Origin of the sequence: Pandoraea pnomenusa (assembly GCF_000767615.3) — a bacterium.
In the GTDB taxonomy this organism is placed as follows: Bacteria; Pseudomonadota; Gammaproteobacteria; order Burkholderiales; family Burkholderiaceae; genus Pandoraea; species Pandoraea pnomenusa.
The window spans coordinates 4,024,116-4,046,467 of record NZ_CP009553.3; the positions used below are offsets into that span (position 1 = coordinate 4,024,116).

Annotated in this window: 19 protein-coding genes; 4 read left to right on the forward strand and 15 right to left on the reverse strand. The window is 64.2% G+C overall.

Annotated elements, in window-relative coordinates; genetic code table 11:
* Nucleotides 1–10 precede the first annotated feature (10 nt).
* From aroA to gyrA, 6 genes are all read right to left on the reverse strand, one after another.
* Entirely contained in the window at nucleotides 11–1,333 is a 1,323-nt protein-coding gene (gene aroA, locus LV28_RS41955) for a 3-phosphoshikimate 1-carboxyvinyltransferase (protein ID WP_023873453.1), read from the reverse strand.
* Nucleotides 1,333–2,205 carry a prephenate dehydrogenase gene (locus LV28_RS41960; protein WP_025249641.1) on the reverse strand — a complete coding sequence of 291 codons (873 nt, stop codon included), beginning with the start codon at nucleotides 2,203–2,205 and terminating at the stop codon, nucleotides 1,333–1,335. Before LV28_RS41960 ends, aroA begins: the two co-directional genes overlap by 1 nt.
* 17 nt (nucleotides 2,206–2,222) lie before the next feature.
* The gene (gene pheA, locus LV28_RS41965; RefSeq protein ID WP_038620293.1) at nucleotides 2,223–3,305 is read right to left on the reverse strand and encodes a prephenate dehydratase; all 1,083 of its coding nucleotides are present in this window, start codon (nucleotides 3,303–3,305) and stop codon (nucleotides 2,223–2,225) included.
* A 111-nt stretch (nucleotides 3,306–3,416) separates the two neighbouring features.
* Complete coding sequence (gene serC, locus LV28_RS41970; protein ID WP_023597153.1) at nucleotides 3,417–4,529, reverse strand: 3-phosphoserine/phosphohydroxythreonine transaminase; 1,113 nt, start codon at nucleotides 4,527–4,529, stop codon at nucleotides 3,417–3,419.
* Nucleotides 4,530–4,911: 382 nt separating this feature from the next.
* The gene (locus tag LV28_RS41975) at nucleotides 4,912–5,499 is read right to left on the reverse strand and encodes a DUF2059 domain-containing protein (RefSeq protein ID WP_023597154.1); all 588 of its coding nucleotides are present in this window, start codon (nucleotides 5,497–5,499) and stop codon (nucleotides 4,912–4,914) included.
* A gap of 141 nt (nucleotides 5,500–5,640) precedes the next feature.
* Nucleotides 5,641–8,262, reverse strand: coding sequence for a DNA gyrase subunit A (gene gyrA, locus LV28_RS41980; RefSeq protein ID WP_023597155.1), 2,622 nt, complete (start codon nucleotides 8,260–8,262; stop codon nucleotides 5,641–5,643).
* A gap of 410 nt (nucleotides 8,263–8,672) precedes the next feature.
* Here gyrA and ompA point away from each other — a divergent pair, with 410 nt between their 5' ends.
* Nucleotides 8,673–9,338, forward strand: a complete 666-nt coding sequence (ompA, locus tag LV28_RS41985; protein WP_023597156.1) for an outer membrane protein OmpA — start codon at nucleotides 8,673–8,675, stop codon at nucleotides 9,336–9,338.
* A 234-nt stretch (nucleotides 9,339–9,572) separates the two neighbouring features.
* Here the strand turns inward: ompA and LV28_RS41990 are convergent, their stop codons facing one another.
* Complete coding sequence (locus LV28_RS41990; protein WP_023597157.1) at nucleotides 9,573–10,361, reverse strand: hypothetical protein; 789 nt, start codon at nucleotides 10,359–10,361, stop codon at nucleotides 9,573–9,575.
* Nucleotides 10,362–10,574: 213 nt separating this feature from the next.
* On the opposite strand from LV28_RS41990, the gene LV28_RS41995 reads away from it, so the two are divergent.
* Complete coding sequence (locus tag LV28_RS41995; protein ID WP_038620290.1) at nucleotides 10,575–11,045, forward strand: EVE domain-containing protein; 471 nt, start codon at nucleotides 10,575–10,577, stop codon at nucleotides 11,043–11,045.
* A 181-nt stretch (nucleotides 11,046–11,226) separates the two neighbouring features.
* A complete protein-coding gene (locus tag LV28_RS42000; protein WP_023597159.1) occupies nucleotides 11,227–11,934 on the forward strand; it encodes an SIMPL domain-containing protein in 708 nt (235 codons plus the stop codon).
* Between the two features lie 172 nt (nucleotides 11,935–12,106).
* Here the strand turns inward: LV28_RS42000 and LV28_RS42005 are convergent, their stop codons facing one another.
* The 6 genes from LV28_RS42005 to dctP form a co-directional block, all read right to left on the reverse strand.
* Entirely contained in the window at nucleotides 12,107–13,639 is a 1,533-nt protein-coding gene (locus LV28_RS42005) for a malonate--CoA ligase (RefSeq protein ID WP_038620287.1), read from the reverse strand.
* 99 nt (nucleotides 13,640–13,738) lie between these two features.
* On the reverse strand, nucleotides 13,739–14,539 hold the full coding sequence (locus tag LV28_RS42010) for an enoyl-CoA hydratase/isomerase family protein (RefSeq protein WP_081326928.1): 801 nt from the start codon (nucleotides 14,537–14,539) through the stop codon (nucleotides 13,739–13,741).
* A gap of 33 nt (nucleotides 14,540–14,572) precedes the next feature.
* Nucleotides 14,573–16,060, reverse strand: coding sequence for a malonyl-CoA decarboxylase domain-containing protein (locus tag LV28_RS42015; protein ID WP_048806851.1), 1,488 nt, complete (start codon nucleotides 16,058–16,060; stop codon nucleotides 14,573–14,575).
* A gap of 116 nt (nucleotides 16,061–16,176) precedes the next feature.
* Nucleotides 16,177–17,520 carry a TRAP transporter large permease gene (locus tag LV28_RS42020; RefSeq protein WP_023597163.1) on the reverse strand — a complete coding sequence of 448 codons (1,344 nt, stop codon included), beginning with the start codon at nucleotides 17,518–17,520 and terminating at the stop codon, nucleotides 16,177–16,179.
* Complete coding sequence (locus tag LV28_RS42025; protein ID WP_023873443.1) at nucleotides 17,517–18,125, reverse strand: TRAP transporter small permease; 609 nt, start codon at nucleotides 18,123–18,125, stop codon at nucleotides 17,517–17,519. The genes LV28_RS42020 and LV28_RS42025 overlap by 4 nt, the downstream gene beginning before the upstream one ends.
* Nucleotides 18,122–19,168, reverse strand: coding sequence for a TRAP transporter substrate-binding protein DctP (gene dctP, locus LV28_RS42030; protein WP_031627368.1), 1,047 nt, complete (start codon nucleotides 19,166–19,168; stop codon nucleotides 18,122–18,124). Before dctP ends, LV28_RS42025 begins: the two co-directional genes overlap by 4 nt.
* A 339-nt stretch (nucleotides 19,169–19,507) precedes the next feature.
* Between dctP and LV28_RS42035 the strand changes: the two genes are divergently transcribed.
* The gene (locus LV28_RS42035) at nucleotides 19,508–20,179 is read left to right on the forward strand and encodes a GntR family transcriptional regulator (protein WP_023597166.1); all 672 of its coding nucleotides are present in this window, start codon (nucleotides 19,508–19,510) and stop codon (nucleotides 20,177–20,179) included.
* Between the two features lie 104 nt (nucleotides 20,180–20,283).
* Here LV28_RS42035 and lgt read toward each other — a convergent pair whose 3' ends face one another.
* Nucleotides 20,284–21,174 (reverse strand): prolipoprotein diacylglyceryl transferase, encoded by an 891-nt coding sequence (gene lgt / locus LV28_RS42040; protein ID WP_023597167.1) that lies wholly within the window; start codon nucleotides 21,172–21,174, stop codon nucleotides 20,284–20,286.
* A 199-nt stretch (nucleotides 21,175–21,373) separates the two neighbouring features.
* Nucleotides 21,374–22,306, reverse strand: a complete 933-nt coding sequence (locus tag LV28_RS42045) for a LysR family transcriptional regulator (RefSeq protein WP_038620284.1) — start codon at nucleotides 22,304–22,306, stop codon at nucleotides 21,374–21,376.
* Between the last annotated feature and the right edge of the window lie 46 nt (nucleotides 22,307–22,352).

A 22,352-nucleotide genomic window follows, 5' to 3' on the forward strand; every position in this document is an offset into this window, starting at 1 on the left:
TACGACGCGATTACGACGCGATCCGAACGAACTCGGCGAAATACGTCGGGAACGTCTTGCCCACGCACTTCGGGTCGTTGATCGTCACCGGCACACCGCCCAAGCTCACGAGCGAGAAGCACATGGCCATGCGGTGATCGTCATACGTATCGATGGCGGCGTTCGGCGTCAACGCGGCGGGAGGGGTCACCCGCAGATAATCGGCGCCCTCTTCCACCGTCGCGCCGACCTTGCGCAGCTCCGTGGCCATTGCCGTGAGACGATCCGTCTCCTTGACACGCCAGCTTGCGATGTTGCGCAGCGTGGTCGTGCCATCGGCAAACAACGCCGCGACCGCAATCGTCATCGCCGCGTCGGGGATGTGATTGAAGTCCATGTCGAGCGCACGCAGCTTGCCGCTGGGCGTGTCGATGCCGTTCACTTCGATGGCATCGTCGTGCAACGTCACGCGCGCCCCCATCGCCTCCAGGGCTTCGACGAAACGCACGTCGCCCTGAATGCTGTCGCGCCCCACACCTTGCACACGCACCGGCCCGCCGCCAATGGCGCCGGCCGCAAGAAAATACGATGCCGACGAGGCGTCGCCCTCGACGCGGAGGTCTCCCGGACTGCGATACTTCGCGCCGTCCGCTCCCGCCGCCGGGAGCGTGAAGCGCGACCAGCCATCCTGCCGGACATCGATCCCGAAGCGCCGCAGCAACCGCAGGGTGATGTCGATGTATGGCCTGGAGATGAGTTCGCCCTCGACTTCCACGACGATCTCACCCGATGCCGAAGCCAGCAGCGGCAACGTAAGCAGCAGTGCCGTCAGGAACTGGCTCGAGACGTCGCCCCGCACGCGAATCGGCGATTGCGGCGCGTGCACGTCGGCAGGCCTGATATGCAACGGCGGATAACCGGCATTGCCGAGGTAATCGATCCGCGCGCCCAGTTGACGCAGGCCGTCGACCAGGTCGCCGATCGGCCGCTCGTGCATCCGTGCCACGCCCGACACTTCGTAGTCGCCATGACTCAGCGAGAGCGCCGCCGTGAGCGGGCGAATCGCCGTCCCCGCATTGCCCATGAACAGCTTCGCGGCCTTGACGGGAAACGCGCCGCCACATCCCTCGACGATGAAGTCACGCGAATCGCCCACCTGCGTGCACTTGACACCGAGCGCGGCGAGTGCATCGAGCATCACCTGCGTGTCGTCGGACGCGAGCAGTTCCCGCACGCGAGTCGTGCCACGCGAAAGCGCGGCGAGCAACAGCACGCGGTTCGAGATGCTTTTCGAGCCGGGCAAGCGAAGCGTGCCTTCGGCGTGGCCGTAAGGGCCGAGATCGAGCGTTTCCATTACTTTTCCTGTTGCCTGGCCCAGTCCGTGCGCGCCTGGCTGGCGCGCGCGAATACGGCCTCGAGACCGGCGCCGTCGCCGGCATCGATCAATTGTCGCAGCGAGCCGAGCGTGGCGAGGTAACCGTCGAGTTCGGCCAGCAACGCATCACGATTGGCCACGCAGATATCGCGCCACATTTCGGGGTTCGACGCCGCGATGCGGGTGAAGTCGCGAAAGCCTCCGCCCGCGAAGCCGAACTTCAACGACGCATCGGGTGCGTCAAGAATCTGGGCGATTAACGCATACGAGAGGACGTGTGGCAAATGACTGACCGAAGCGAACACGTGATCGTGCTGTGTTTCGGACATCTCCGATACGCGCGCGCCAGTCGTCTCCCACATGCCCCGGATACGCGCCACGTCCTCGCTGCGGTTGCCCGGTTGCGGGCAAAGCACCACGCGGCGATCCCGGTACAGATCCACCGTCGCGGCCTCGACGCCAGATCGCTCCGCGCCGGCAATCGGATGACCGGGCACGAAACGCCAGGCGTCATCCCCGAGCGCCGCATTTGCGGCAGCCACGGCGTCCGACTTGGTACTTCCGGCGTCGGTGACAATCGTATTCCCGCCGAGACAGGGCCGAATGGCGCTCAGCAGCGCGGGCGTTTGCGCCACCGGCGCCGCGAGCACCACGACATCGGCGCCTGTCACGGCAGCCGCCATCGACGTGGCCGCACGATCGATCACGCCAAGCTCGCACGCCCGCCGAAGCGACGCCTCACTGCGCCCGACGCCGATCACTTCCTTCACGGCGCCTTCCGCCTTCAGCGCTCGCGCCAGCGAGCCGCCGATCAGGCCCACGCCACAGATGACGAGTTTGTTCAGGACCATCGTCCCGTCCCCGCCGCTCATGCGGAGCGCGGGTAAGACCCGAGCACCTTGCAATACGCCGCATTCTGACGCAGCGATTCGAGCGCCTTGGCGACATTCGGATCGTCGCGATGCCCTTCGAAGTCGATGTAGAAGTAGTACTCCCACGCGCCGCTCTTGGCGGGACGCGACTCGAAACGCGTCATCGACACACCGTTGTTCGCGAGGGGCTCGAGCAATGCCACCACGGCGCCAGCACGATTGGGCACGGACAGAATGAGCGAGGTCTGGTCCCGCCCGCTCGGGGCAGGGTCCTGCGTACCGACGACCACGAAGCGGGTGCGATTGTGCGGATCGTCCTGCACATGCGAAAACGCGATTTGCAGTCCGTACTGGGTGGCGGCGGATTCGCCGGCAATCGCGGCGACGCTCGGATCCGCGGCGGCCATGCGGGCCGCCTCCGCGTTGCTCGACACGGCCTGACGCTCCAACCGCGGAAAATGTGCTGTCAACCAGTGCTGGCATTGCGCGAGCGACTGCGCGTGCGAGCAGATCCGGGTCACGCCGTCGAGCGTCCCGGATTGCGACATCAGGTTGTGATGGATTGGCAGCGCCACTTCGCCATTGATCGTCAGCGGGCTTTGCAGCAGCAGATCGAGCGTGCGCGACACCACACCCTCGGTCGAATTCTCGACGGGCACTACCCCAAAGTCCGCGCTGCCGGCCTCGACCGCGCGAAACACCTCGTCGAGCGACGGGCACGGCAGGCCCTTCACACTCTGACCGAAATAAGAGAAGGCCGCTTGCTCGCTGTAAGTGCCGGCCGGCCCCAGATAGGCAACGGTCAGCACCTTCTCCAGCGCACGGCTGGCCGACATGATTTCGCGCCAGATCGAAGCAAGATTGTCGCCGTACAACGGCCCGTCGTTGGCTTGCTGCAAGCGCGAAATTACCTGCAGTTCGCGCTCGGGCCGAAACACCGGCGCGCCAAAACGCTTCTTGACCTCACCCACTTCCAGGGCGACGGCCGCACGTTGATTGAGCAGCTTCAGGAGCTGCGCGTCGATGGCATCGATTTTCTCGCGCAAGGGGCGCAGCGATGCGTTCAGATCTTCATCCATGGAGCGTATTGTCTTCTTGCGATGGGACATGGTCGGACGGCTCCCGGTGCGGAGTCCCGCAGGACGTTCAAAGCATGGAAAGCATTCGAATGCACCGGTCTCGCGTCCTCGTCAGCCGTGACTGCGCTCGAATTCACGCAGATAGTCGACCAGCGCCCGGACGCCGTCGAGCGGCATCGCGTTGTAGATCGAGGCGCGCATACCCCCCACGGACTTGTGGCCCTTGAGTTGCAGCAGCCCGCGCTCGCGAGCGCCGGCCAGGAAGGTCTCGTTCAATGCGTCGTCGTGCAGGAAAAACGGCACATTCATGCGCGAGCGGCAGTCCGGCGCCACCGGCGTGCGGTAAAAGTCGCTGCCGTCGAGAAAGCCGTACAGAAGCTCGGCCTTCGCCTTGTTCTGCGCTTCCATGGCGGCCAGCCCGCCTTGGCGCTTGAGCCACTGGAACACCAGACCCGCGATATAGATCGCGTAGGTCGGCGGCGTGTTGAACATCGAGTCGTTCTCGGCCACGATCTTCCAGTCGAACGCACTCGGCGTGAACGGCAATGCCCGCCCGAGCAGGTCGTCGCGCACAATGACCACGGTCAGGCCCGACGGCCCGATATTCTTCTGCGCACCGCCATACATCACGCCGAACTTCGACACGTCCATCGGGCGCGACAGAATGTGCGACGAAACATCCGCGACGAGCGGCACGTCGGCCAGCCCCGCGGTCGCCAGATCCGGTGTCCAGAAATACTCCACGCCGTGAATGGTCTCGTTCGTGCAGATGTGGACGTAGGCCGGATCCTTCGAAAGTCGCCACTCGTCCATGCCCGGCAAGCGTGTGAAGTGCTCCGCTTCGGTGCTCGCGGCGATATTGACGTCGCAATACTTGCGCGCCTCCTTCTGCGACTTCACCGACCAGGAGCCGGTCACGACATAGTCCGCCGTCTGGCGCTGCGCCTCGCGCGCGCCGCCGAGCAGATTCATCGGGATGATCGCGTTCTCGGCGAGCGCCCCGCCCTGCATGAAAAGAATGCGGTAGTTGTCGGGCACCGCGAGCAGTTCGCGCAGATTGGCTTGCGCGTCGGCCAGGATGCTCATGAACTCACGGCCGCGATGGCTCATTTCCATCACACCCATGCCGGCCCCGTGCCAATCGAGCATCTCTTCGGCTGCCTGGGTCAGCACCTCGGCAGGGAGCGCCGCCGGACCGGCGGAAAAGTTGAAAGCGCGCGTCATGTTCGTTTTGCAGCAGTAAAAGTGAAACGCAAGCCGGCGGACATTGACCCGTGCGGCTTGCGTTTCACGTCTGACGATGGACCGCGGCGGTTCGGTCGCGAGTGGCCCCGCCAAACGATAGCCCGGGATGACCCGGCGACGGTTCGACGACGCTCTGAAGCCTGAGAAATGACCGAAAGGCGTATAAAAAGCGGCGGCAAGGCCCAACTATACCGCCAGTTGGGCACGACGTGCGGGTGTCAACCGCAAATCCGGCGTCGGATGACGGAAATCTGGAAAATTCCGAGAGGAATCTGCCGTTTTACCCCATCAAAGCAAAATGGCCGTTTGCGATCGCTCGCAAACGGCCATGATCGGTCGAATCCCGCGGGACCCGCCGATGTTACTTCTTGGCCGGACCCTTCGGTGCCGACTTGGCGGCCGCGGCGATCTCGGCGTCAGCTTGCTTGCTGGTCGCGTCGATCGATTGCGGCATGTACTTCTGCATCAGACCGCCAACGACTTCCTGGCCGACCTGGTCTTGCACCTTGATGTACTTCTGGCCGACCGGGCTCTTGTAGAACGCCGTCAGACCCTTGATTTCCTCGGTGGTGTAGAACTTGCCGTAAGCGTTGTACTGCGCTTGCACGGCGTCGTTCTTGAAGCTGTCCGAAGTGAAGACCTTGCCTGCACCGTCGACGAGCTTCTGAACCGAATTCTGTTGCAGCGTCGGCACGATGGCCTGCTTCTGCGCATCGGACAGCGTCTTGTTCTCGACCAGTTGACGCTCGAGCACTTGCGGCGCAAGTTGCTTCGCCTGCTGCTGCGCGCCTTCGCCGATGGCGGTCACGAGCTTGGACGAATCGATGGCGTCGAGCAGTTCCTTGATGGCTGCCTTCTTGTCAGCGTCGAGCGGGGCGCTCTGCTGAGCCATTGCCATTGCCGGTGCTGCCAGCAGCAGCCACATCCACTTCTTGACGTTGTGTTGCATAGTAATAGTCACTCCAAAGTTCGCCGGCTATCACCGACGATAAATAGATGCATCCTCGCCTGGGCACTTCACTGCATCGGGCCAGATTCTACTGACTTTTCGGGGCAATGCACCCGTAGCTTACATCGAGTTACGCCCGTATTACTCCGTGACATCCGCCTCGGGCGTCTCGTCGTCGCCGTGCGCGTCGCCATTTTCGGCCACTTCGGCGTCGGACTCGACGATCCGCTGCAAGCCCGACAGCGTCGTGCCTTCGTCCAGGCTGATCAGCGTCACCCCCTGCGTCGCGCGGCCCATTTCGCGAATTTCCGACACACGCGTACGGATCAGCACGCCGCCCGTCGTGATCAGCATGATCTCGTCATCCGGCTCGACCAGCGTCGCCGCGACCACCCGGCCGTTACGCTCGCTCGTCTGGATCGCAATCATACCCTTAGTGCCACGGCCGTGGCGGGTATATTCCGTGATCGACGTGCGCTTGCCGTAACCGTTCACGGTCGCCGTGAGCACCGACTGCTGCTCGTTCTCGGCGACCAGCAGCGCGATGACGTTCTGGCCTTCTTCCAGTTGCATACCGCGAACGCCGCGCGCCTCGCGCCCCATCGGACGCACATCGTTCTCGTCGAAGCGAACCGCCTTGCCGGCGTCGGAGAACAGCATCACGTCGTGAGCGCCATCGGTGATGGCCGCGCCGATCAGCACGTCGCCGTCATCGAGATTCACAGCGATGATGCCCTTCTTGAGCGGACGGCTGAAGGCCGCCAGCGGCGTCTTCTTGACCGTGCCCAAGCTCGTTGCCATGAACACGAAGCGATCTTCGGTGTACTCCTTGACCGGCAGCACCACGTTGATCTTCTCGCCTTCCTGCAACGGGAACATATTGACGATCGGACGGCCACGCGAGTTCCGCGAACCCTGCGGCACTTCGTATACCTTGATCCAGTACACGCGGCCGCGGTTCGAGAAGCACAGGATCGTGTCGTGCGTGTTGGCGATGAACAGCGTGTCGATCCAGTCGTCGTCCTTCGTGGCGGCCGCCTGCTTGCCGCGACCGCCGCGCTTCTGCGCCCGGTACTCGGACAGCGGCATCGACTTGATGTAACCGGAGTGCGACAGCGTCACGACCATGTCCTGCGGCGTGATGAGGTCTTCCGTATCCAGTTCGGTCGCGTTGTGCTCGATGGTCGAGCGACGGGCGTCGCCGAACTCGGCGCGCACCGAGGTCAGCTCTTCGCTGATGATCGTCGTCACGCGGATGGGACGCGCCAGGATGTCGAGCAGGTCGGCGATCTGGGCCATCACTTCCTTGTACTCGGAGACGATCTTGTCCTGCTCGAGGCCGGTCAGGCGCTGCAGACGCATTTGGAGAATTTCCTGCGCCTGCGTCTCCGACAGCCGGTACAGGCCATCGGCCTGCATGCCGACGTCGGCGTCGAGCCCCTCGGGGCGATAAGCGGCACGACCGCCCTGGGTTTCGCTTTCGGCGCGCGCAAGCATTTCGCGCACCACCGACGAATCCCAAGACTTTTCCATAAGCGCGGACTTCGCGATCGGCGGCGTAGGCGCGGCCTTGATGATCGCGATGAAGTCGTCGATGTTCGCGAGCGCGACCGCCAGCCCCTCGAGCACATGGCCGCGCTCGCGCGCGCGACGCAGTTCGTATACGGTGCGGCGAGTAATCACTTCGCGGCGGTGCGCAAGGAAGTGCACCAGCATCTCGCGCAGGTTCAGCAGCTTGGGCTGGCCGTCGACCAGCGCCACCATGTTCATGCCGAACGTGTCCTGCAGTTGCGTGTGCTTGTAGAGATTGTTCAGCACCACCTCGGGCACTTCGCCGCGCTTGAGCTCGATCACCACGCGCATGCCGCTCTTGTCGGACTCGTCGCGAATGTCGGAGATGCCCTCGAGACGCTTCTCGTTGACCAGTTCCGCAATACGCTCGAGCAGTGAGCGCTTGTTCACCTGATACGGCAGCTCGTCGACGATGATCGCCACGCGCTGACCGCGATCGATATCCTCGAAGTGAGTCTTCGCTCGCATCACCACACGGCCACGACCGGTGCGGTAGCCTTCACGCACCCCGGAAATGCCGTAGATGATGCCGGCCGTCGGGAAGTCCGGCGCCGGAATGATCTCGATCAGTTCGTCGACGGTGGCATCCGGATGCTTCAACAGATGCAGGCACCCCTCGACCACTTCGTTGAGGTTGTGCGGCGGAATGTTGGTGGCCATGCCCACCGCGATCCCCGACGAGCCGTTGAGCAGCAGGTTCGGGATGCGGGCGGGCAGGATCAGGGGCTCCTTCTCGCTGCCGTCGTAGTTCGGACCGAAGTCGACCGTTTCCTTGTCGATGTCCGCGAGCAACTCATGACCGATCTTGGCCATGCGCACTTCGGTGTAGCGCATGGCGGCGGCGTTGTCGCCGTCGACCGAACCGAAGTTGCCCTGGCCGTCGACGAGCATGTAACGCAGCGAGAATGGCTGAGCCATCCGCACGATGGTGTCGTATACGGAAGCGTCGCCGTGCGGGTGGTACTTACCGATGACGTCACCGACGATACGCGCCGATTTCTTGTACGCCCGGTTCCAGTCGTTGTTCAGCTCATGCATGGCGAACAGCGCGCGGCGGTGCACGGGCTTGAGGCCGTCGCGCACGTCCGGCAAGGCGCGGCCGACGATCACGCTCATGGCGTAATCGAGGTACGACCGCCGCATTTCTTCTTCGAGCGAAATCGGGAGAGTTTCTTTGGCGAACTGATCCATTATTCTCGTCTATCAAACTCTAATCGCGATAGGCGGCTGCCGGCGATATGATCCCGTGATTCTAACATGCCCGTCATGGGCATCCGAATCGGGCGTGATGCGACGCACAAGAGATCTGCGGCACACCAAAACGACGAACATCGACGAGAAATGAAACGGTTGGCGAGGGGCCTCAAAAGGTGTTGCGCTCAAACCACAACTGCGCCACGACGGGCGGCAAACTTGGGGTTTTACTCGCGGGCGGCGGAACCGCTATGGCAAAATGCCGTGGCATAAGTTAGACATTATTCGAAGTGCATGGGCCACGCTTTCGCGCGCTTGCCGATGTTATACTTCGAGCGATGTAAGACTTTGGTTCTGTCGTCTAGGCTCGCAGTAAACCTGCGGAATCTCATTTCGAGAGGAGAAATATGAATAAATTCGCTAAGCTCGCGATCGTTGCAGCTACCGCAGTGATGGCTGCTTCGGCCATGGCTCAAAACTACGTCGGAACGGTTTCGGGTCCGGTCGCGGCCTCGAAGCAAGCTGTCAACGACAACTGGGTGAACGGCAGCGGCGAGTGGGTTTGGAAGAACGGTTCGGACGAGCTCTGCTGGCGCGATGCCTACTGGACCCCGGCCACGGCCAACGCCAAGTGCGACGGCTCGATCATCGCCCAGGCTCCGGCCCCGGCACCGGCACCGACCCCGGTCGCTCCGGTCTCGCAAAAGGTCACGTACCAGGCTGACGCCCTGTTCGACTTCGACAAGGCCATCCTGAAGCCGGCCGGCAAGCAGAAGCTGGACGACCTGGCCAGCAAGATTCAGGCGCTGAACCTGGAAGTTGTGGTTGCTACGGGCCACACCGACCGTATCGGTACCGACAAGTACAACGACCGTCTGTCGATGCGTCGTGCGCAAGCTGTCAAGGCATACCTGGTCAGCAAGGGCGTCGAAGCCAACCGCGTCTACACGGAAGGCAAGGGCAAGCGTAACCCGGTCACCACGGGTTGCAACCAGAAGAACCGCAAGGCCCTCATCGAATGCCTCGCACCGGATCGTCGCGTGGAAGTCGAAGTCGTCGGCACGAACAAGTAATACGGTTCGCCGACTACGAAAAAACCCCGCCGAGGCGGGGTTTTTTTTCGTCTGCGCCTCTCGCTTCGGCCTTGCCGCGCCCCGGCGTGAGCGCTTTCCACCGGGCCAAAGCGCAAATCGACGGCGTGCAGCGAGATCGACGCCAGGCACCCGCCCCGTCAATCTCGCGACGCCTTTCGACGCCTTTCGACGCCTCTCGACGCCTTTCGACGCCTTTGCCCCCTCGATCCGCCGTCAGGCCTCGCTGCCGAGCTGAGGATACTGACGCCGCACCATGAACGCCATGAGCGCCTTGACCGGACGATCCCGCCACCATGAGCCGGTCTCGAGCGGTTTGAACATCATGCGCGTCGCGGCCTCCACCGGCATGTACTGCTTCATGACGTCGCCGGACATCTCCAGGAATGTCTCCCACGTCAGCGTCTCGAACGGCGGGTCAGTGCGCCAGAAACGATTGAGCGGCTCGAAGGCGAAGGCGATGTCCTCATCTCGCACGAGTTCGCTGCGTGCCACCATGGTACGCAACCGGCTGATCACCCCATGCTGTTCCACTGCGTTGTACCGGTCGAACGTCTTGCGGAAGTAGCGGTAGTGGCCCACCTCCTCGGTGCTCAGCTTGTGCATCATTCGCTTGAGTTCCTCGACCGGCATGTAGGATTCGAGGCATCGATAGATCATGGCGGTCTGCGTCTCCGTGACGCACCTCGACAATGCCTCCAGTGCCAGCGACGGCCGCATGTACTGCACGTCGCACCGCGGCTTGTAGCGCGCCATGAAGGCATCGTAGGCATTCTCCCAATCGAACTCGGGCCAGACGCGCGCGATGTAATCCTTGGCGAGGCGCCCGTGCTCGACTTCCTCGGGTAGCCAGGTATCTCGCAGCCATGCGGTCACTTCGGCGTCGTCGCCGTACATCTGGTTCAGGGTGGAGACGAATTCGGGAACGCTGGTCTCGATGAACGACACCGTGGCGAGGGAGTAGAAGATAAATGCGTTGTTTCGAACAGACGGCTCTGCTGCCATGACACACTCTCCTATCGGCGTAGGGGGTTGAGCGCAGGCGCGACGAACGGCATGCCATTCGCCACATGAAACGTCACACGAAGATCACAAAGGCATAGTATAGGAATTGGCCTAATATCGCAGCGCGGCAAATCATTGATGACAAATGCACGGCCTTCGGGCACGTTTGCGCGATGTTTGTTCCCGTTGCGCCCACTTACTCATCAAAAAGACATGACGCAACGTTACTGGTTGATGAAGTCGGAACCCGAAGAGGCAAGCATCGACGACCTCGCCAACGCCCGGAATCAGATCCTGCCATGGACCGGCGTGCGCAATTACCAGGCGCGCAATTTCATGCGGGACGACATGCGCGTCGGCGACGGCGTGCTCTTCTATCACTCGAGCTGTGCCGTGCCCGGCATTGCCGGCCTGGCAACGGTGGCCTCGACACCGTATCCCGACCCCACGCAGTTCGACCCCAAGAGCCCCTACTTCGATCCCAAGTCGACGCCAGAATCACCGCGCTGGCTGCTCGTCGACGTCAAGCTCGATCGCAAGACGCGACTGGTGCCGCTCACGGAAATGCGCCAGACGCCCGAACTCGACGGCATGCTGGTCCTCGCCCGTGGCAATCGCCTCTCGATCACACCGGTGTCGCCGGCCCATTGGAAATTTATCAGCAAGCACTTACTTAGCGCATGACGCGGGAGGAGGGAACCAAAATTGCTGCGATAGCGTCTCTATAACGTCATCGACATACGCATAGCACGTAATCAGGTGCGGTGCCGTACGTTTTGCGCACCTCGTATCGCGAATGCCGTCGACGACCGGTCAAACGTTCGCCGCCAAGACGCGAACTCACATACGAAAAAGGACAATACCTATGCGCAAATCTCTCGCCGCAGCGCTTCTGATCGCGACCGCCGCCAATGTGGCCTACGCTCAATCGGGTGACGACATGAACCGTCAGGTCTCGGGTGTACTGGGTCTCGAAGCGCACGCCACGAAGGAAGTCGAACAGGACACCGTTCACATCACGATGTCGGCGCAGGAACAGGGGCCCGACGCGGCCACCGTCTCGCGCAATCTCACGCAGAAGGCCAACAGCGCGATGTCGATCGCCAAGAGTCAGAGCGGCGTGCAGGTGCAGACCGGCAACGTATCCCTCTATCCGACGACGAACCGCGACGGCAAGATCACCGCGTGGCGCGGGCGTACCGAATTGCAAATGACGTCGAAGGATTTCGGCGCCGCGTCGCGTCTGGCCAGCCAGATTTCCACGCAGATGCAAATGGACGGCGTGTCGTTCTCGCTCTCGCGCGAAGCGCAGGAGAAGACGCAGGCCGAGCTGACCAACCAGGCGATCCAGGCGTTCCGCGATCAGGCGCAGAGCAACACCAGGGCCTTCGGCTACAGCAGCTACACGATCCGTCAGGTGCAGGTCGGGGCGAACGCACCGGTCATGCCGCGTCCGTATGCGATGAAGGCCATGGCGATGAGCGCCAGTGCCGACGCCGCGCCGCCGATGCAACTCGAAGGCGGCAAGACGCAGGTCACCGTGACCGTGTCGGGCACCGTGCAGATGCGCTGAGTCCGCAGCGCGACGACGAGGCGACGTCCGCTCGCGGGACGCTGCCAACAAAAAACCGCCCTGTGCTCCAGGGCGGTTTTTTTGTGCCGGACGCCGCCACCACGTCGCGCCACACATCGTTGCAGGCAGCACAACGTGTTAGCGCCGACCGGGGCACCGTGCCGCAACGCGCTTACTTGAACTGCTCGCGCAGCAGATTCTTCTGCACCTTCCCCATCGTATTGCGCGGCAACTCGCTGACGAAATGAACGCGCTTGGGCACCTTGAAGTTGGCGATGCGCTGCTTGAGCGCATCGATGACGGTACGCTCGTCGGGCGTTGGCTCACCGGCGCGCGGCACGATCACGGCCACCACGGCCTCGCCGAAGTCGGGATGCGGCACACCGATCACGGCCGACTCCGCCACGCCGGCCATCTCGTCGATGACTCCCTCGATCTCTTTCGGATACACGTTGTATCCACCGGAGATGATGAGATCCTTCGAGCGGCCGACGATGTGCACGTAGCCGTCCTCGTCGACCTTGCCGACGTCGCCGGTCTTGAAGAACCCGTCTTGCGTGAATTCCTCCGCGGTCTTCTCCGGCATGCGCCAGTACCCGGCGAACACGTTCGGCCCCTTGACCTGGATGTGGCCGATCTCGCCTTGCGCGATCGGCGCACCGTCGTCGCCGACGATGCGCACCGTCACCTCCGGCAGCGGCACCCCGACGGTCCCCGCGCGACGCACGCTTGCCGGATCGCCGTGATAGGGGTTCGACACAAGCATCACCGTCTCCGACATGCCGTAGCGCTCTAGGATGGTGTGCCCCGTTCGCTCGCGGAACGCTTCGAACGTCTCGCGCAGCAGCGGTGCGGAACCGGAAATGAACAGGCGAATGTTGCGACACACGTCGCGATCGAGTCCGGGCTCGGCGAGCAGGCGCACGTAGAACGTCGGCACCCCCATGAAGACCGTGGCACGCGGGAGCTGATGCAGCACCTCGCGGGCGTCGAACTTCGTCAGCCAGATCATCTTGCTGCCGGAGTAAAGCGCCGCATGGCTCGCAACGAACAGTCCGTGCACGTGGAAGATGGGCAGTGCGTGCAGCAGCACGTCGCCGCCTTCGCGCTCGCCCCAGCCCCAGAACCGGTGCAACACGCGCGTATTGCTTGCGAGGTTGCCGTGCGAGAGCATCGCGCCCTTGCTGCGCCCCGTGGTCCCCGAGGTGTAGAGGATGGCGGCGAGATCGTCGGGCGAGCGCGGCACGGTGTCGAACGTGTCGCCGAACCAGGCCGCGCGCTCGAGCAGCGAGCCGGTGCGATCGTCGCCCAGCGTGAAGACGTGCCTTGCGCCGTTGGTGAACGCGATCTTCGAGACCCAGCCGAAATTCGCCGGGCTGCACACGACCACATCCGGCTCCGCGTTGCCGACGAAGTAGCTGATCTCGCTTTCCCGATAGGCCGTGTTCAGCGGCAGGTAGACGAGGCCGGCGCGCAGCGTGGCAAGGTACAGCAACAAGGCCTCGGGCGACTTCTCGACCTGCACGGCAACGCGCGCGCCCGGCGCGAGATCGAGGCTCGCGAGCAGATTGGCGATCCGTGCGCTCGCGTGCTCGATGTCGTCCCAGCTGTAATACAGCCCTTCGGGTGTTTCGATCGCGCATGCCGATCTGTCGGCGGGAAAACGTTCGGCGAAGCGTCGATAGAGGTTGGCGTCTTGCGTCATAAGGAGAACTGGAGAATAGCCTGGGTGAAAGCCGGGGGTGATCCCCCCTGAAAAAGCCAATGAAAAGGAAACACGGGATCGAGTCGCACCGGGCCCCGCCTATCGCCCCTGGAAATCGGGCGGACGTTTTTCGAGGAAGGCGGCGACACCTTCACGGTGATCGTGCGAGTCCCAATACGAGAACGCCTGCTGACATTCGGCTTCGGACAACGGCGGCACGGGCGGCGACAATCGCGCGATGAGCCATTTGTTCAATTGCGCGGCGAGCGGCGCCCCGGCGACAAGGCGCCGGGCGCTGGCATAGGCCGCTTCCTCGACGGCGTCGTCGGCCACCACCCGCGTGAGCAAGCCCTTCTCGCGGGCTTCCGCGGCATCAAACACACGCCCTTCGAGCAAAATCTCCAGCGCCGCCGCGCGTCCGGCAAGCGCCAGCACACCGCGCAGTTCGCCAGGGGCCATCGGAAAGCCGAGCTTGTTGATCGGCACGCCGAATCGTGCGCCCTGCCCGGCAATGCGCAGATCGCAGTGTGTTGCGATCTCGAGCCCGCCGCCCACGCAAACGCCCTCGATCAGCGCCACGCTCGGATGCCGGCAGCGCGCCAGCGCATCGAGCGTGGGCCCGATGATCTCGCCGTGGTAACGCCGCAGCGTGTCGTAGCTGCCGCGCTCCGCGGGGAATTCCTCGATATCGGCGCCGGCGGCGAAGTTGCCCTGCGCGCCGCGAATCACGATGGCCCGCACTCGCGCATCGTCGTCCAGCGCCTGCACGTGCGCGCGCAACGCGCGCCACATCGCGACCGAAATCGCATTGAGCTTGCCGGGATTCGACAGCGTGAGCGTAACCCACCCCTTGTCCAGCGAACTGTCGTCGCGCAGCACTTCACTCACGGGAGTCTCCATTGCGCCGATGCCGGCATCGATAAGTCGTCATGATCAAAGCAAACGGGCGACGGCGCGCCCGAGCGCGGGCTCGCCGTCGATCAGGCGCTGCAGATTGGCGTCGAGCTCGTCGGGCTCGTAGAGATAATTGACCATCATGCCGCACGATTGCTTCGCGCCCTTCCTGGACAGGTCGGCGTGCCAATTGATACGTTCGACGCGCGCGCCGTTGCCCAGGTGGAAGCGGGCGACCGGATCGCGCGGCAGCCCGCGCACCTGCTCGCGCGCGAGATAGTGCGCCGCCAGCGATTCCCCCAGCGTGCGCTGTAGCGCCTGCCCGCCCTTTCGTTCGGGCGTCGATTGCAGCCACGCCATCAGTTGCGCGCCCGTGATGTCGCCGGCCAGCGCGTCGTCCTGCGCGAGCAGCTTGCATCGTTTCGGGCCGAGCACCTGCGCGAGCGCCGATGCATTCAGTTGCCGGAGCCAGTCGTTGAACCCCGGGATCGGCGAGAGCGTGGCGAAGTTGCGCAACTTTGGGAAGTCCACCTGCAGTTCGTCGATCACGCGCTTGAGCAGGAAATTGCCGAAGCTCACGCCGCGCAGTCCCGGCTGGGTGTTCGAGATCGAATAGAAGATGGCCCAGCGAATCCGTCGCAGGTCCTCGAGCGGTGCCTTTTCGTCGAGCAGCGAATGCACGTCGGCCGCCATGTCGGGCACGAAGGCCACTTCCACGAAAATCAGCGGCTCGCGCGGCATGCGCGGGTGGAAGAACGCGTAGCAGCGGCGATCCGAGTCGAGTCGGTTGCGCAAATCGGCCCACGACGAAATCTCGTGCACCGCCTCGTAGCGCATGAGCTTTTCCAGCAGCGACGCGGGCGAATCCCACGTGATCGGATGCAGCTCCAGCAGGCCGACGTCGAACCACGTCGAAAAGAGACTTCCCAGATCCTCTTCGAGCGAAGCCAGTCCGGGCAATGCCGCCCGGTGGCGAAGCATGTCCGCGCGCCAGCGCACGAGAAAGGGCAGGCCGTCCGGCAAGGCGTTGAAGCGCTTGAGGAAACGCACTCGGGCACTGCCCAGCGCCCCCGCCAGCCCACCGGCGGTGCGTTTGACGCTCGCGCCCTCGCCCTCCTTGGCGCCGTCCCTGCTTGCGTCGGCGCCGGCATGTCCGTCGTTCGCGCAAATGTCGGCAACGACGCCGAGCAGCGCCAGTTTCTCCTCGGGCGAGGCGGCGTCGTAGCGCGTCATGAAGTCGCGCGCAGCCTCGTTCGCGGCCGAGTCGGTCAGACGTGCCGAGAGGCACTGCGACAGCTGACGCCGCAGCGCATTTTCCGCTCGCGGCGAAAGTCTGGCCGCGTCGATCTTGCCGTCCTTGCCGTCTTTCGGGCCACCGCCTTGTCCGCCGGACTTGCCGCCGCGTCCGAACCATTGGCCCAGCCGCTCGCCCAGCGAGGGCTTGGGCGACGGCACTGGCGCGCTCACCTCCGACACGCTCTCGGGCGACGTGCGGCTCGGGGCGGGCGGCGGCGCCGACGACGCCATGGCCCCGGAGGCACCCGACGAAGCCGGCGCGGACAAGGCCGACGTAGCGAATACAGCGGACATGGCAGACATCAGCGGCGCATCCTTCATGACGTTTCCTCACATGGCAAGACACTTCACCCCATCAGCTGATCGGGCAGCCACAGCGACAGACCCGGCATCAGGCAGATGAGAACGACGGCAAGCACCATCAGCACCACGAACGGCAGCACCCCCCAGACGATGTCTCGCAAGGCGATATCGGGCGCCGTGTTCTTGATGACGAATATGTTGAGCCCCACGGGCGGATGGATCAACCCCAGTTCCATCACGATCGTCATGACCACGCCGAACCACACGAGGTCGAAGCCGGCGTCGCGCAGCGGGGGCAGGATGATCGGTGCGGTCATGAGGATGATGCTCACCGGCGGCAGGAAGAAGCCGAGCACCACGACCATCAGCAAAATCGCCGTAAGCAGCACCCAGCGCGACAGATGCAGTCCCACGATCCACTGCGCCGCGGACTGGCTGATGTGCAGATAGCTCATCACGTAGGAGTAGAGCAGCGACATGCCAATGATGAACATGAGCATGGTCGACTCGCGCAGCGTGCCGGTCAGGATCGGTGCGATCTGGCGCGGCGTCCACATCCGGTAGATCACCGCGATGAGGGCGAGCGCGAGCAGGCCGCCAAGTCCGGCCGTCTCCGACGGCGTGGCATAGCCGCCGTACAGTGCCGCCATCACCCCGATGAGCAGCGTGACGAACGGCAGCACGCGCGGCAGCAGCGCCAGCTTCTCGCGCAGGGTTGCCGGCGGCTCGGCGGGAAACGGCGACGGCGTGCCATCGCGCGCGAGCGCCGCCTGCGCCGCTCCGTACTCGCGCCGGTAGCGCCACGCCGCGTAACAGGAGAACAACCCCACGAGCAGCAGCGCGGGGACGATCCCCGCGAGGAACAGGCGGCCCAGCGACTGCTCCGCGGCCACGGCGTACAGGATCATCGTGATCGACGGGGGCAGCAGAATGCCCAGCGTGCCGCCCGCGGCGATGATCCCGGCGGCAAAGCCCGGCGAGTAGCCGCGCTGGCGCATCTCCGGAATGCCCGCGCTGCCGATCGCCGAACATGTCGCAGGACTCGAGCCCGCCATGGCCGCGAACAACCCGCAGGCGAACACGTTGGCAATGCCCAGCCCCCCGGGAATTCGACGCATCCACGCGTGCAGCGCGAGATACAGATCCTGTCCGGCACGCGACTTGCCGATGGCCGCTCCCTTCAGGATGAACAGCGGGATCGACAGCAGCGTGATGCTGGCCATCTCCTCGTAGACGTTCTGCGTGATCGTGTCGAGCGAAGACGCGGGCATGAACCCGAACATGAACGCCACGGCGACCGCCCCGAGGGCGAACGCAATGGGCATGCCGGAGAACATGACGACCAGCGTGGCGCCCCCGTACAGCAATCCGATACCGAGCTCGCTCATGCATGGCCTCCCGTCCGATCCTTCGTTGGCGCGGCGGCGTCCACGCCATGCGCGCGCCCCCCGTCATGCCGGCCCAGCTCGCATGCGCCGATGGCCACCTGCAACAGCAACTGCACCGAGAGCAGGCTCATGCCGAAGGCCATCAACCCGTAGGGAATCGACAGCGGCGGCCCCCACGTCGAACTGCTCGTCTGGCCGTCGACATAGGCCTCCCAGAACAGCGTCCAGGATTTCCACGCGAAAAAGGCGCAAAAGGCGAAGGTGACGATGTCCACCACCCAGCGCCGCACGCGATTCACGCGCGCCGAGAGCAGCGTGGTGATCGCCTCGATGCCGATGTGTCCTCGCAGATGCTGCACGTGAGCGGCGGAAACGAAGGTCGCCCCCACCAGCAGGAAAACCGCGGCTTCGTCCTGCCAGTCGGTGGCGAGCTTGAGCACATGGCGGGCGAACACGCTGTAGCTCAGCACCAGCGCGGCCCCCACGAGCGCCACCATGCACACGGCCATCAGCAAACGGCTCACGCCCTGGAGCCAGGCGTCGAGCCGCCGCAACATGCGCGTGCGCGCCACCGCAGGTTCCGCGCTCACGGCAGCCCCGCTCATGCAGGCACCTTCTTGGCGAGGTCGAGCAGCTTCGCGCAGGTGTCCGACTTGCTCGCGTAATCCTTCCACGCGGTGCGCTCGGCAATCTCGCGCCACTTCATTACCGTGGCCTCGTCGAGGTCATAGACCTTGGCGCCGGCCTTCGTGTAGACGCTGGCGATCTGCGCATCGTCCGCCTTGGCGGCCTGCGTGCCGAACGCCTCGAGCTCCGCGCCCACTTGCAGGATCACCTGCTGCTGGTCCTTGGGCAGCTTGTCGAAGACCTGCTTGGACATGAGCAGCGGCTCGAGCATGAACCAGTACGACTTGTTGCGCCCCGTGGTCAGGTGCTTCGAGACCTCTTCCAGACGGAACGACATCAGACTCGTCGACGACGTCATCGCCGCATCCATCGCGCCCGTCTGCATGGCCGCGTAGAGTTCGTTGGACGGCAACGAAATGACGGCCGCCCCCGCCTCCTTGAGCATCATGTCCATCTCGCGGCTGCCGCCGCGCACCTTGAGCCCCTTGGCGTCGTCGGGCGTCACAAGCGGCCTGGCCCGGCTGGCCACGCCGCCCGCCTGCCAGACCCAGCTCACGATCACCACGTTCTTCTCGGCGAGCACATTGGTCAGCACCTTGCCGATCTCGCCGTTGCGCCAGGCGGCGCCCTGCGCGTACGAGGTCACCAGACCAGGCATCAAACCGATGTTGAGCTCGCGAACCTCGCCTCCCGCATAGGGCAGCGGGTAGAGCGAAAGATCGAGCGCGCCGCGCCGCAGCGCGGAGAACTGCGCGTTGGTCTTCATGAGCGAGCTGCCCGGATAGATCTGGAATTTCAGCGCGCCGTTGGTGCGCTTCTCGACTTCCTGCGCGAACTTGCGGCACAGCCGGTCGCGGAAGTCACCTTCCGTGAGCGTGCCGCCGGGGAATTGATGGGAAATCTTGAGCGGGCCGGACTGCGCGAATGCACTGCCCCACGGACCGGCCATCGCGCCGGTCGCCAGCGCCGAAGCGGCACCGAGCATGAGTTGCCGCCGAAGCGGGGAATGGTTTGTCTCCATGGCGTCTCCTGTCACTTGTGTCAGTGATGAACCGGCGAAGCCAGGTGCTGACATCTCCCGACGCGAGTCGCAAAACCCGCCCCGGGTGCATCACCGGCCCACCGGCACTGCATGTACGGATGACTGCTTGTTTTTTTGACGTTTCGAGGGCGCGAGTTGCCGCTCTCGGAATGAAATCGTATAGTTAAACGAAAATCGTGTATACAAATTGGCCGATTAAAAAATACATTTTTCGCGTAAACCCCGATCTTCAAGCCGGGGCGCGCGCGTTACTTTGACAGCCATGCATTCCATGTCTCCCCTATCGACGGGGCCGAATCCGGACCGAGCGAGAGCGTCATGACGGTAAAACCGAAGCGATCCGAAGCGCTGCGACAGGCGATCGAGGAGAAGATTGCCGTAGGCGAGTACCCTCCCGGCATGCGCCTCGACGAAGTCGAACTCGCCACCGCGTTCGGCGTGTCGCGCACCCCCCTGCGCGAGGCGCTGATTCAGTTGGCGTCGTCAGGCGTGATCGAGATCCGGCCTCGCCGGGGTGCGGTTGTCGCCCAGATCGACCCGCAGCGGCTGTGCGAGATGTTCGAGGTGATGGCGGAACTCGAGTCGATGTGCGGACGGCTCGCCGCGCGCCGCATCACCGATGAGGAACTCGCCGAGCTGCGCGCCACGCACGAGGCCAGCCGCGCGGCCGCCGAGGCGCGCGACATCGACACCTATTACGAGGTCAATGCGCACTTCCATGCGCTCATCTATCAAGCAAGCCACAACGCCTATCTGCAGGAAACGGCATTGCAACTGCACCGGCGTCTGCGCGTCTATCGTCGCCTGCAGCTTCGCGTGCGCGATCGGCCACACCAGTCCTTCTCCGAACACGACGCCGTGTTTCGTGCCATCGAAGCGGGCGACGCCGACGCCGCGTCCGAGCATCTGCGTGGGCACGTCACCGTGCAGGGCGAACGATTCGCGGATCTGATGGCCTCGTTGCGCGCCCTGGAGCGCAAGGCGAGTTAGCGCCCGGCGGGGTGCCGACGTCGTGTCATGCACGCAAAGCAAAGGGCCGCCGGAGCGAAACTCCGGCGGCCCTTGGTTCGTGTTCGATGCCCGACGGGGGCGTGTCAGGCGGGCGACCCCACCGGACGGCGGCGGTACGACCACACCAGCATGGCGATGCCCGCCACGATCATCGGCATCGACAGCCACTGTCCCATCGACAGGCCGAACGAGAGCAGACCAAGGAAGGCATCCGGCTCACGCGTGAATTCGGCGAGGAAACGGAACGTCCCGTAGCCGACGAGGAACATGCCCGAGACCGCACCGATCGGACGCGCACGACGCGCGAAGATCCACAGCAGCAGGAACAGCGCCACGCCTTCGAGCGCGAACTCGAACAACTGCGAGGGATAGCGAGGCAGGCCGTGGAACTGGGCGAACACGGTGGCCATGGCCTGATCGGCCATCGCCTGCGGATGCGCGAACACCCACTGGGCGTCTTCCGCGGCGGCTTGCGGGAACAGCATGGCGAAGCGCGAGTCGGGCGACGTCACGCGGCCCCACAGCTCGCCATTGATGAAGTTGCCCAGACGGCCGGCGGCGAGGCCGAGCGGAATCATCGGCGCGATGAGATCGGTGCCCGCGAGCAGCGATTGACCGCGACGGCGCGTGAACAGCCACATCGCGACGAGTACGCCGAGAAAGCCGCCGTGAAACGACATGCCGCCTTCCCACACCCTGAAGATGTCGAGCGGATTCGCCAGATAGAACGCCGGCTTGTAGAAGAACACATAGCCCAGCCGTCCGCCAAGAATGACGCCGAGTACGCCGTAGAACAGCATGTCGTCGAGATCCTGCGCCTTCCAGCCTTGCGCGGCAATGGAAGGCTGGCGCACGCGCAGCCGGCCCACGAGCAGGAAAAGGATGAAGCCGACCAGATACATCAGGCCGTACCAGCGGATGGCGAGCGGGCCGAGATGAATCGCGACCGGGTCGAATTGAGGATGAATCAGCATGGATCAGAAGAATCGATTCGTGAACAAAAGTTCCGCCTGACGACGAACGGGCGGCGCGTCGTCTGTTACGACATATTGTCGAGCGCGCATGAAGCGCCGGCGCCCGCGAGCCGGTGCATGTGCACGGGATGGCCAGCACAATACCACGAGCCCGTGCCATCGCGGCAGGCCGATCGAGGCGCCGCGGCAAGACCGAGGCTCAGGCGAACAGGGTCGCGCCCGGCGGCGTGTGCGCCACCGCGCGCGCCGTCTCGAGAAAGCCGTGGAGTACCGGCGAGACCTCCGCGGTGCGCCAGAGCAGTCCTGTCTCGATGAGCGTGCTGGACTCGCGCAGCGCGCGATAGGTCACGCCGGTGCGGCGCAGATGGCAAAGCGACTGCGGCACCAGCGCCACGCCCATGCCGGCCGACACGAGACTGACGATGGTCTGCATCTGGATCGCCTCCTGTCCCACGCGGGGCGTGAGCCCGAGCGCCGCGTAGCAGCCCATGATGATGTCGTGGAACGCTGGCGCCACGCGACGCGGGAAGATCACGAGCGGCTCGTCGGCGTAATCGGCCAGACTCACCGCCGCGCCCGATGCCGTGGTGTCGGCATTGCCGTCCGGTCCGGCAGGCAGCGCCAGCATCAGCGGCTCGCGCACGATCGGCAGGTACGACAGTTCGTTGGCGTAGCGCGCCGGCACGGGCGGGATGAAAAGCCCGGCGTCGATTCGCCCGTCCATGAGCGCCTCGACCTGGACGTCGCTCGTCGCCTCGAGCAGTTGCAGGCGCACGCGCGGGTAGCGCTGCCCGAACTCGCGCAACAGCGGCGGCAGGATGCCGTAATCGGCCGTCGAGACGAAGCCCAGCGCGAGCGTGCCCACCTCGCCGTGCGCCAGGCCCTGCGCCAGTGCGGGCAAGGCCTCGGCGTCCGCCAGAATGCGCCGCACCTCGGGCAGCAGCTGGCGCCCCACGGCGGTGAGTTCCACCGAGCGATTGGTGCGCACGAAGAGCGGTGCGCCGAGCGACGCTTCGAGCGCCCGGATCTGTTGCGAGAGTGGCGGCTGCGTCATCGACAGCCGCTGTGCCGCGCGCCCAAAATGCCGCTCCTCGGCCACCGCCACGAAGTATCGAAGTTGACGTAAATCCATGATATTTTTTTCGACTCAATCCAAGTCAAATAATATATTTGACAAG

Bases quoted from the DNA above. Each gene is read 5' to 3' on its own strand.
- LV28_RS42045 (WP_038620284.1), bottom strand. From the start codon at position 22,306: ATGGATTTACGTCAACTTCGATACTTCGTGGCGGTGGCCGAGGAGCGG.
- LV28_RS41960 (WP_025249641.1), bottom strand. From the start codon at position 2,205: ATGGTCCTGAACAAACTCGTCATCTGTGGCGTGGGCCTGATCGGCGGC.
- LV28_RS42015 (WP_048806851.1), bottom strand. From the start codon at position 16,060: ATGGCGTCGTCGGCGCCGCCGCCCGCCCCGAGCCGCACGTCGCCCGAG.
- lgt (WP_023597167.1), bottom strand. From the start codon at position 21,174: ATGCTGATTCATCCTCAATTCGACCCGGTCGCGATTCATCTCGGCCCG.
- LV28_RS42020 (WP_023597163.1), bottom strand. From the start codon at position 17,520: ATGAGCGAGCTCGGTATCGGATTGCTGTACGGGGGCGCCACGCTGGTC.
- LV28_RS41975 (WP_023597154.1), bottom strand. From the start codon at position 5,499: ATGCAACACAACGTCAAGAAGTGGATGTGGCTGCTGCTGGCAGCACCG.
- gyrA (WP_023597155.1), bottom strand. From the start codon at position 8,262: ATGGATCAGTTCGCCAAAGAAACTCTCCCGATTTCGCTCGAAGAAGAA.
- ompA (WP_023597156.1), top strand. From the start codon at position 8,673: ATGAATAAATTCGCTAAGCTCGCGATCGTTGCAGCTACCGCAGTGATG.
- LV28_RS42010 (WP_081326928.1), bottom strand. From the start codon at position 14,539: ATGGAGACTCCCGTGAGTGAAGTGCTGCGCGACGACAGTTCGCTGGAC.
- LV28_RS42035 (WP_023597166.1), top strand. From the start codon at position 19,508: ATGACGGTAAAACCGAAGCGATCCGAAGCGCTGCGACAGGCGATCGAG.
- serC (WP_023597153.1), bottom strand. From the start codon at position 4,529: ATGACGCGCGCTTTCAACTTTTCCGCCGGTCCGGCGGCGCTCCCTGCC.
- LV28_RS42025 (WP_023873443.1), bottom strand. From the start codon at position 18,125: ATGAGCGGGGCTGCCGTGAGCGCGGAACCTGCGGTGGCGCGCACGCGC.
- LV28_RS42005 (WP_038620287.1), bottom strand. From the start codon at position 13,639: ATGACGCAAGACGCCAACCTCTATCGACGCTTCGCCGAACGTTTTCCC.
- pheA (WP_038620293.1), bottom strand. From the start codon at position 3,305: ATGGATGAAGATCTGAACGCATCGCTGCGCCCCTTGCGCGAGAAAATC.
- aroA (WP_023873453.1), bottom strand. From the start codon at position 1,333: ATGGAAACGCTCGATCTCGGCCCTTACGGCCACGCCGAAGGCACGCTT.
- LV28_RS41990 (WP_023597157.1), bottom strand. From the start codon at position 10,361: ATGGCAGCAGAGCCGTCTGTTCGAAACAACGCATTTATCTTCTACTCC.
- LV28_RS42000 (WP_023597159.1), top strand. From the start codon at position 11,227: ATGCGCAAATCTCTCGCCGCAGCGCTTCTGATCGCGACCGCCGCCAAT.
- dctP (WP_031627368.1), bottom strand. From the start codon at position 19,168: ATGGAGACAAACCATTCCCCGCTTCGGCGGCAACTCATGCTCGGTGCC.
- LV28_RS41995 (WP_038620290.1), top strand. From the start codon at position 10,575: ATGACGCAACGTTACTGGTTGATGAAGTCGGAACCCGAAGAGGCAAGC.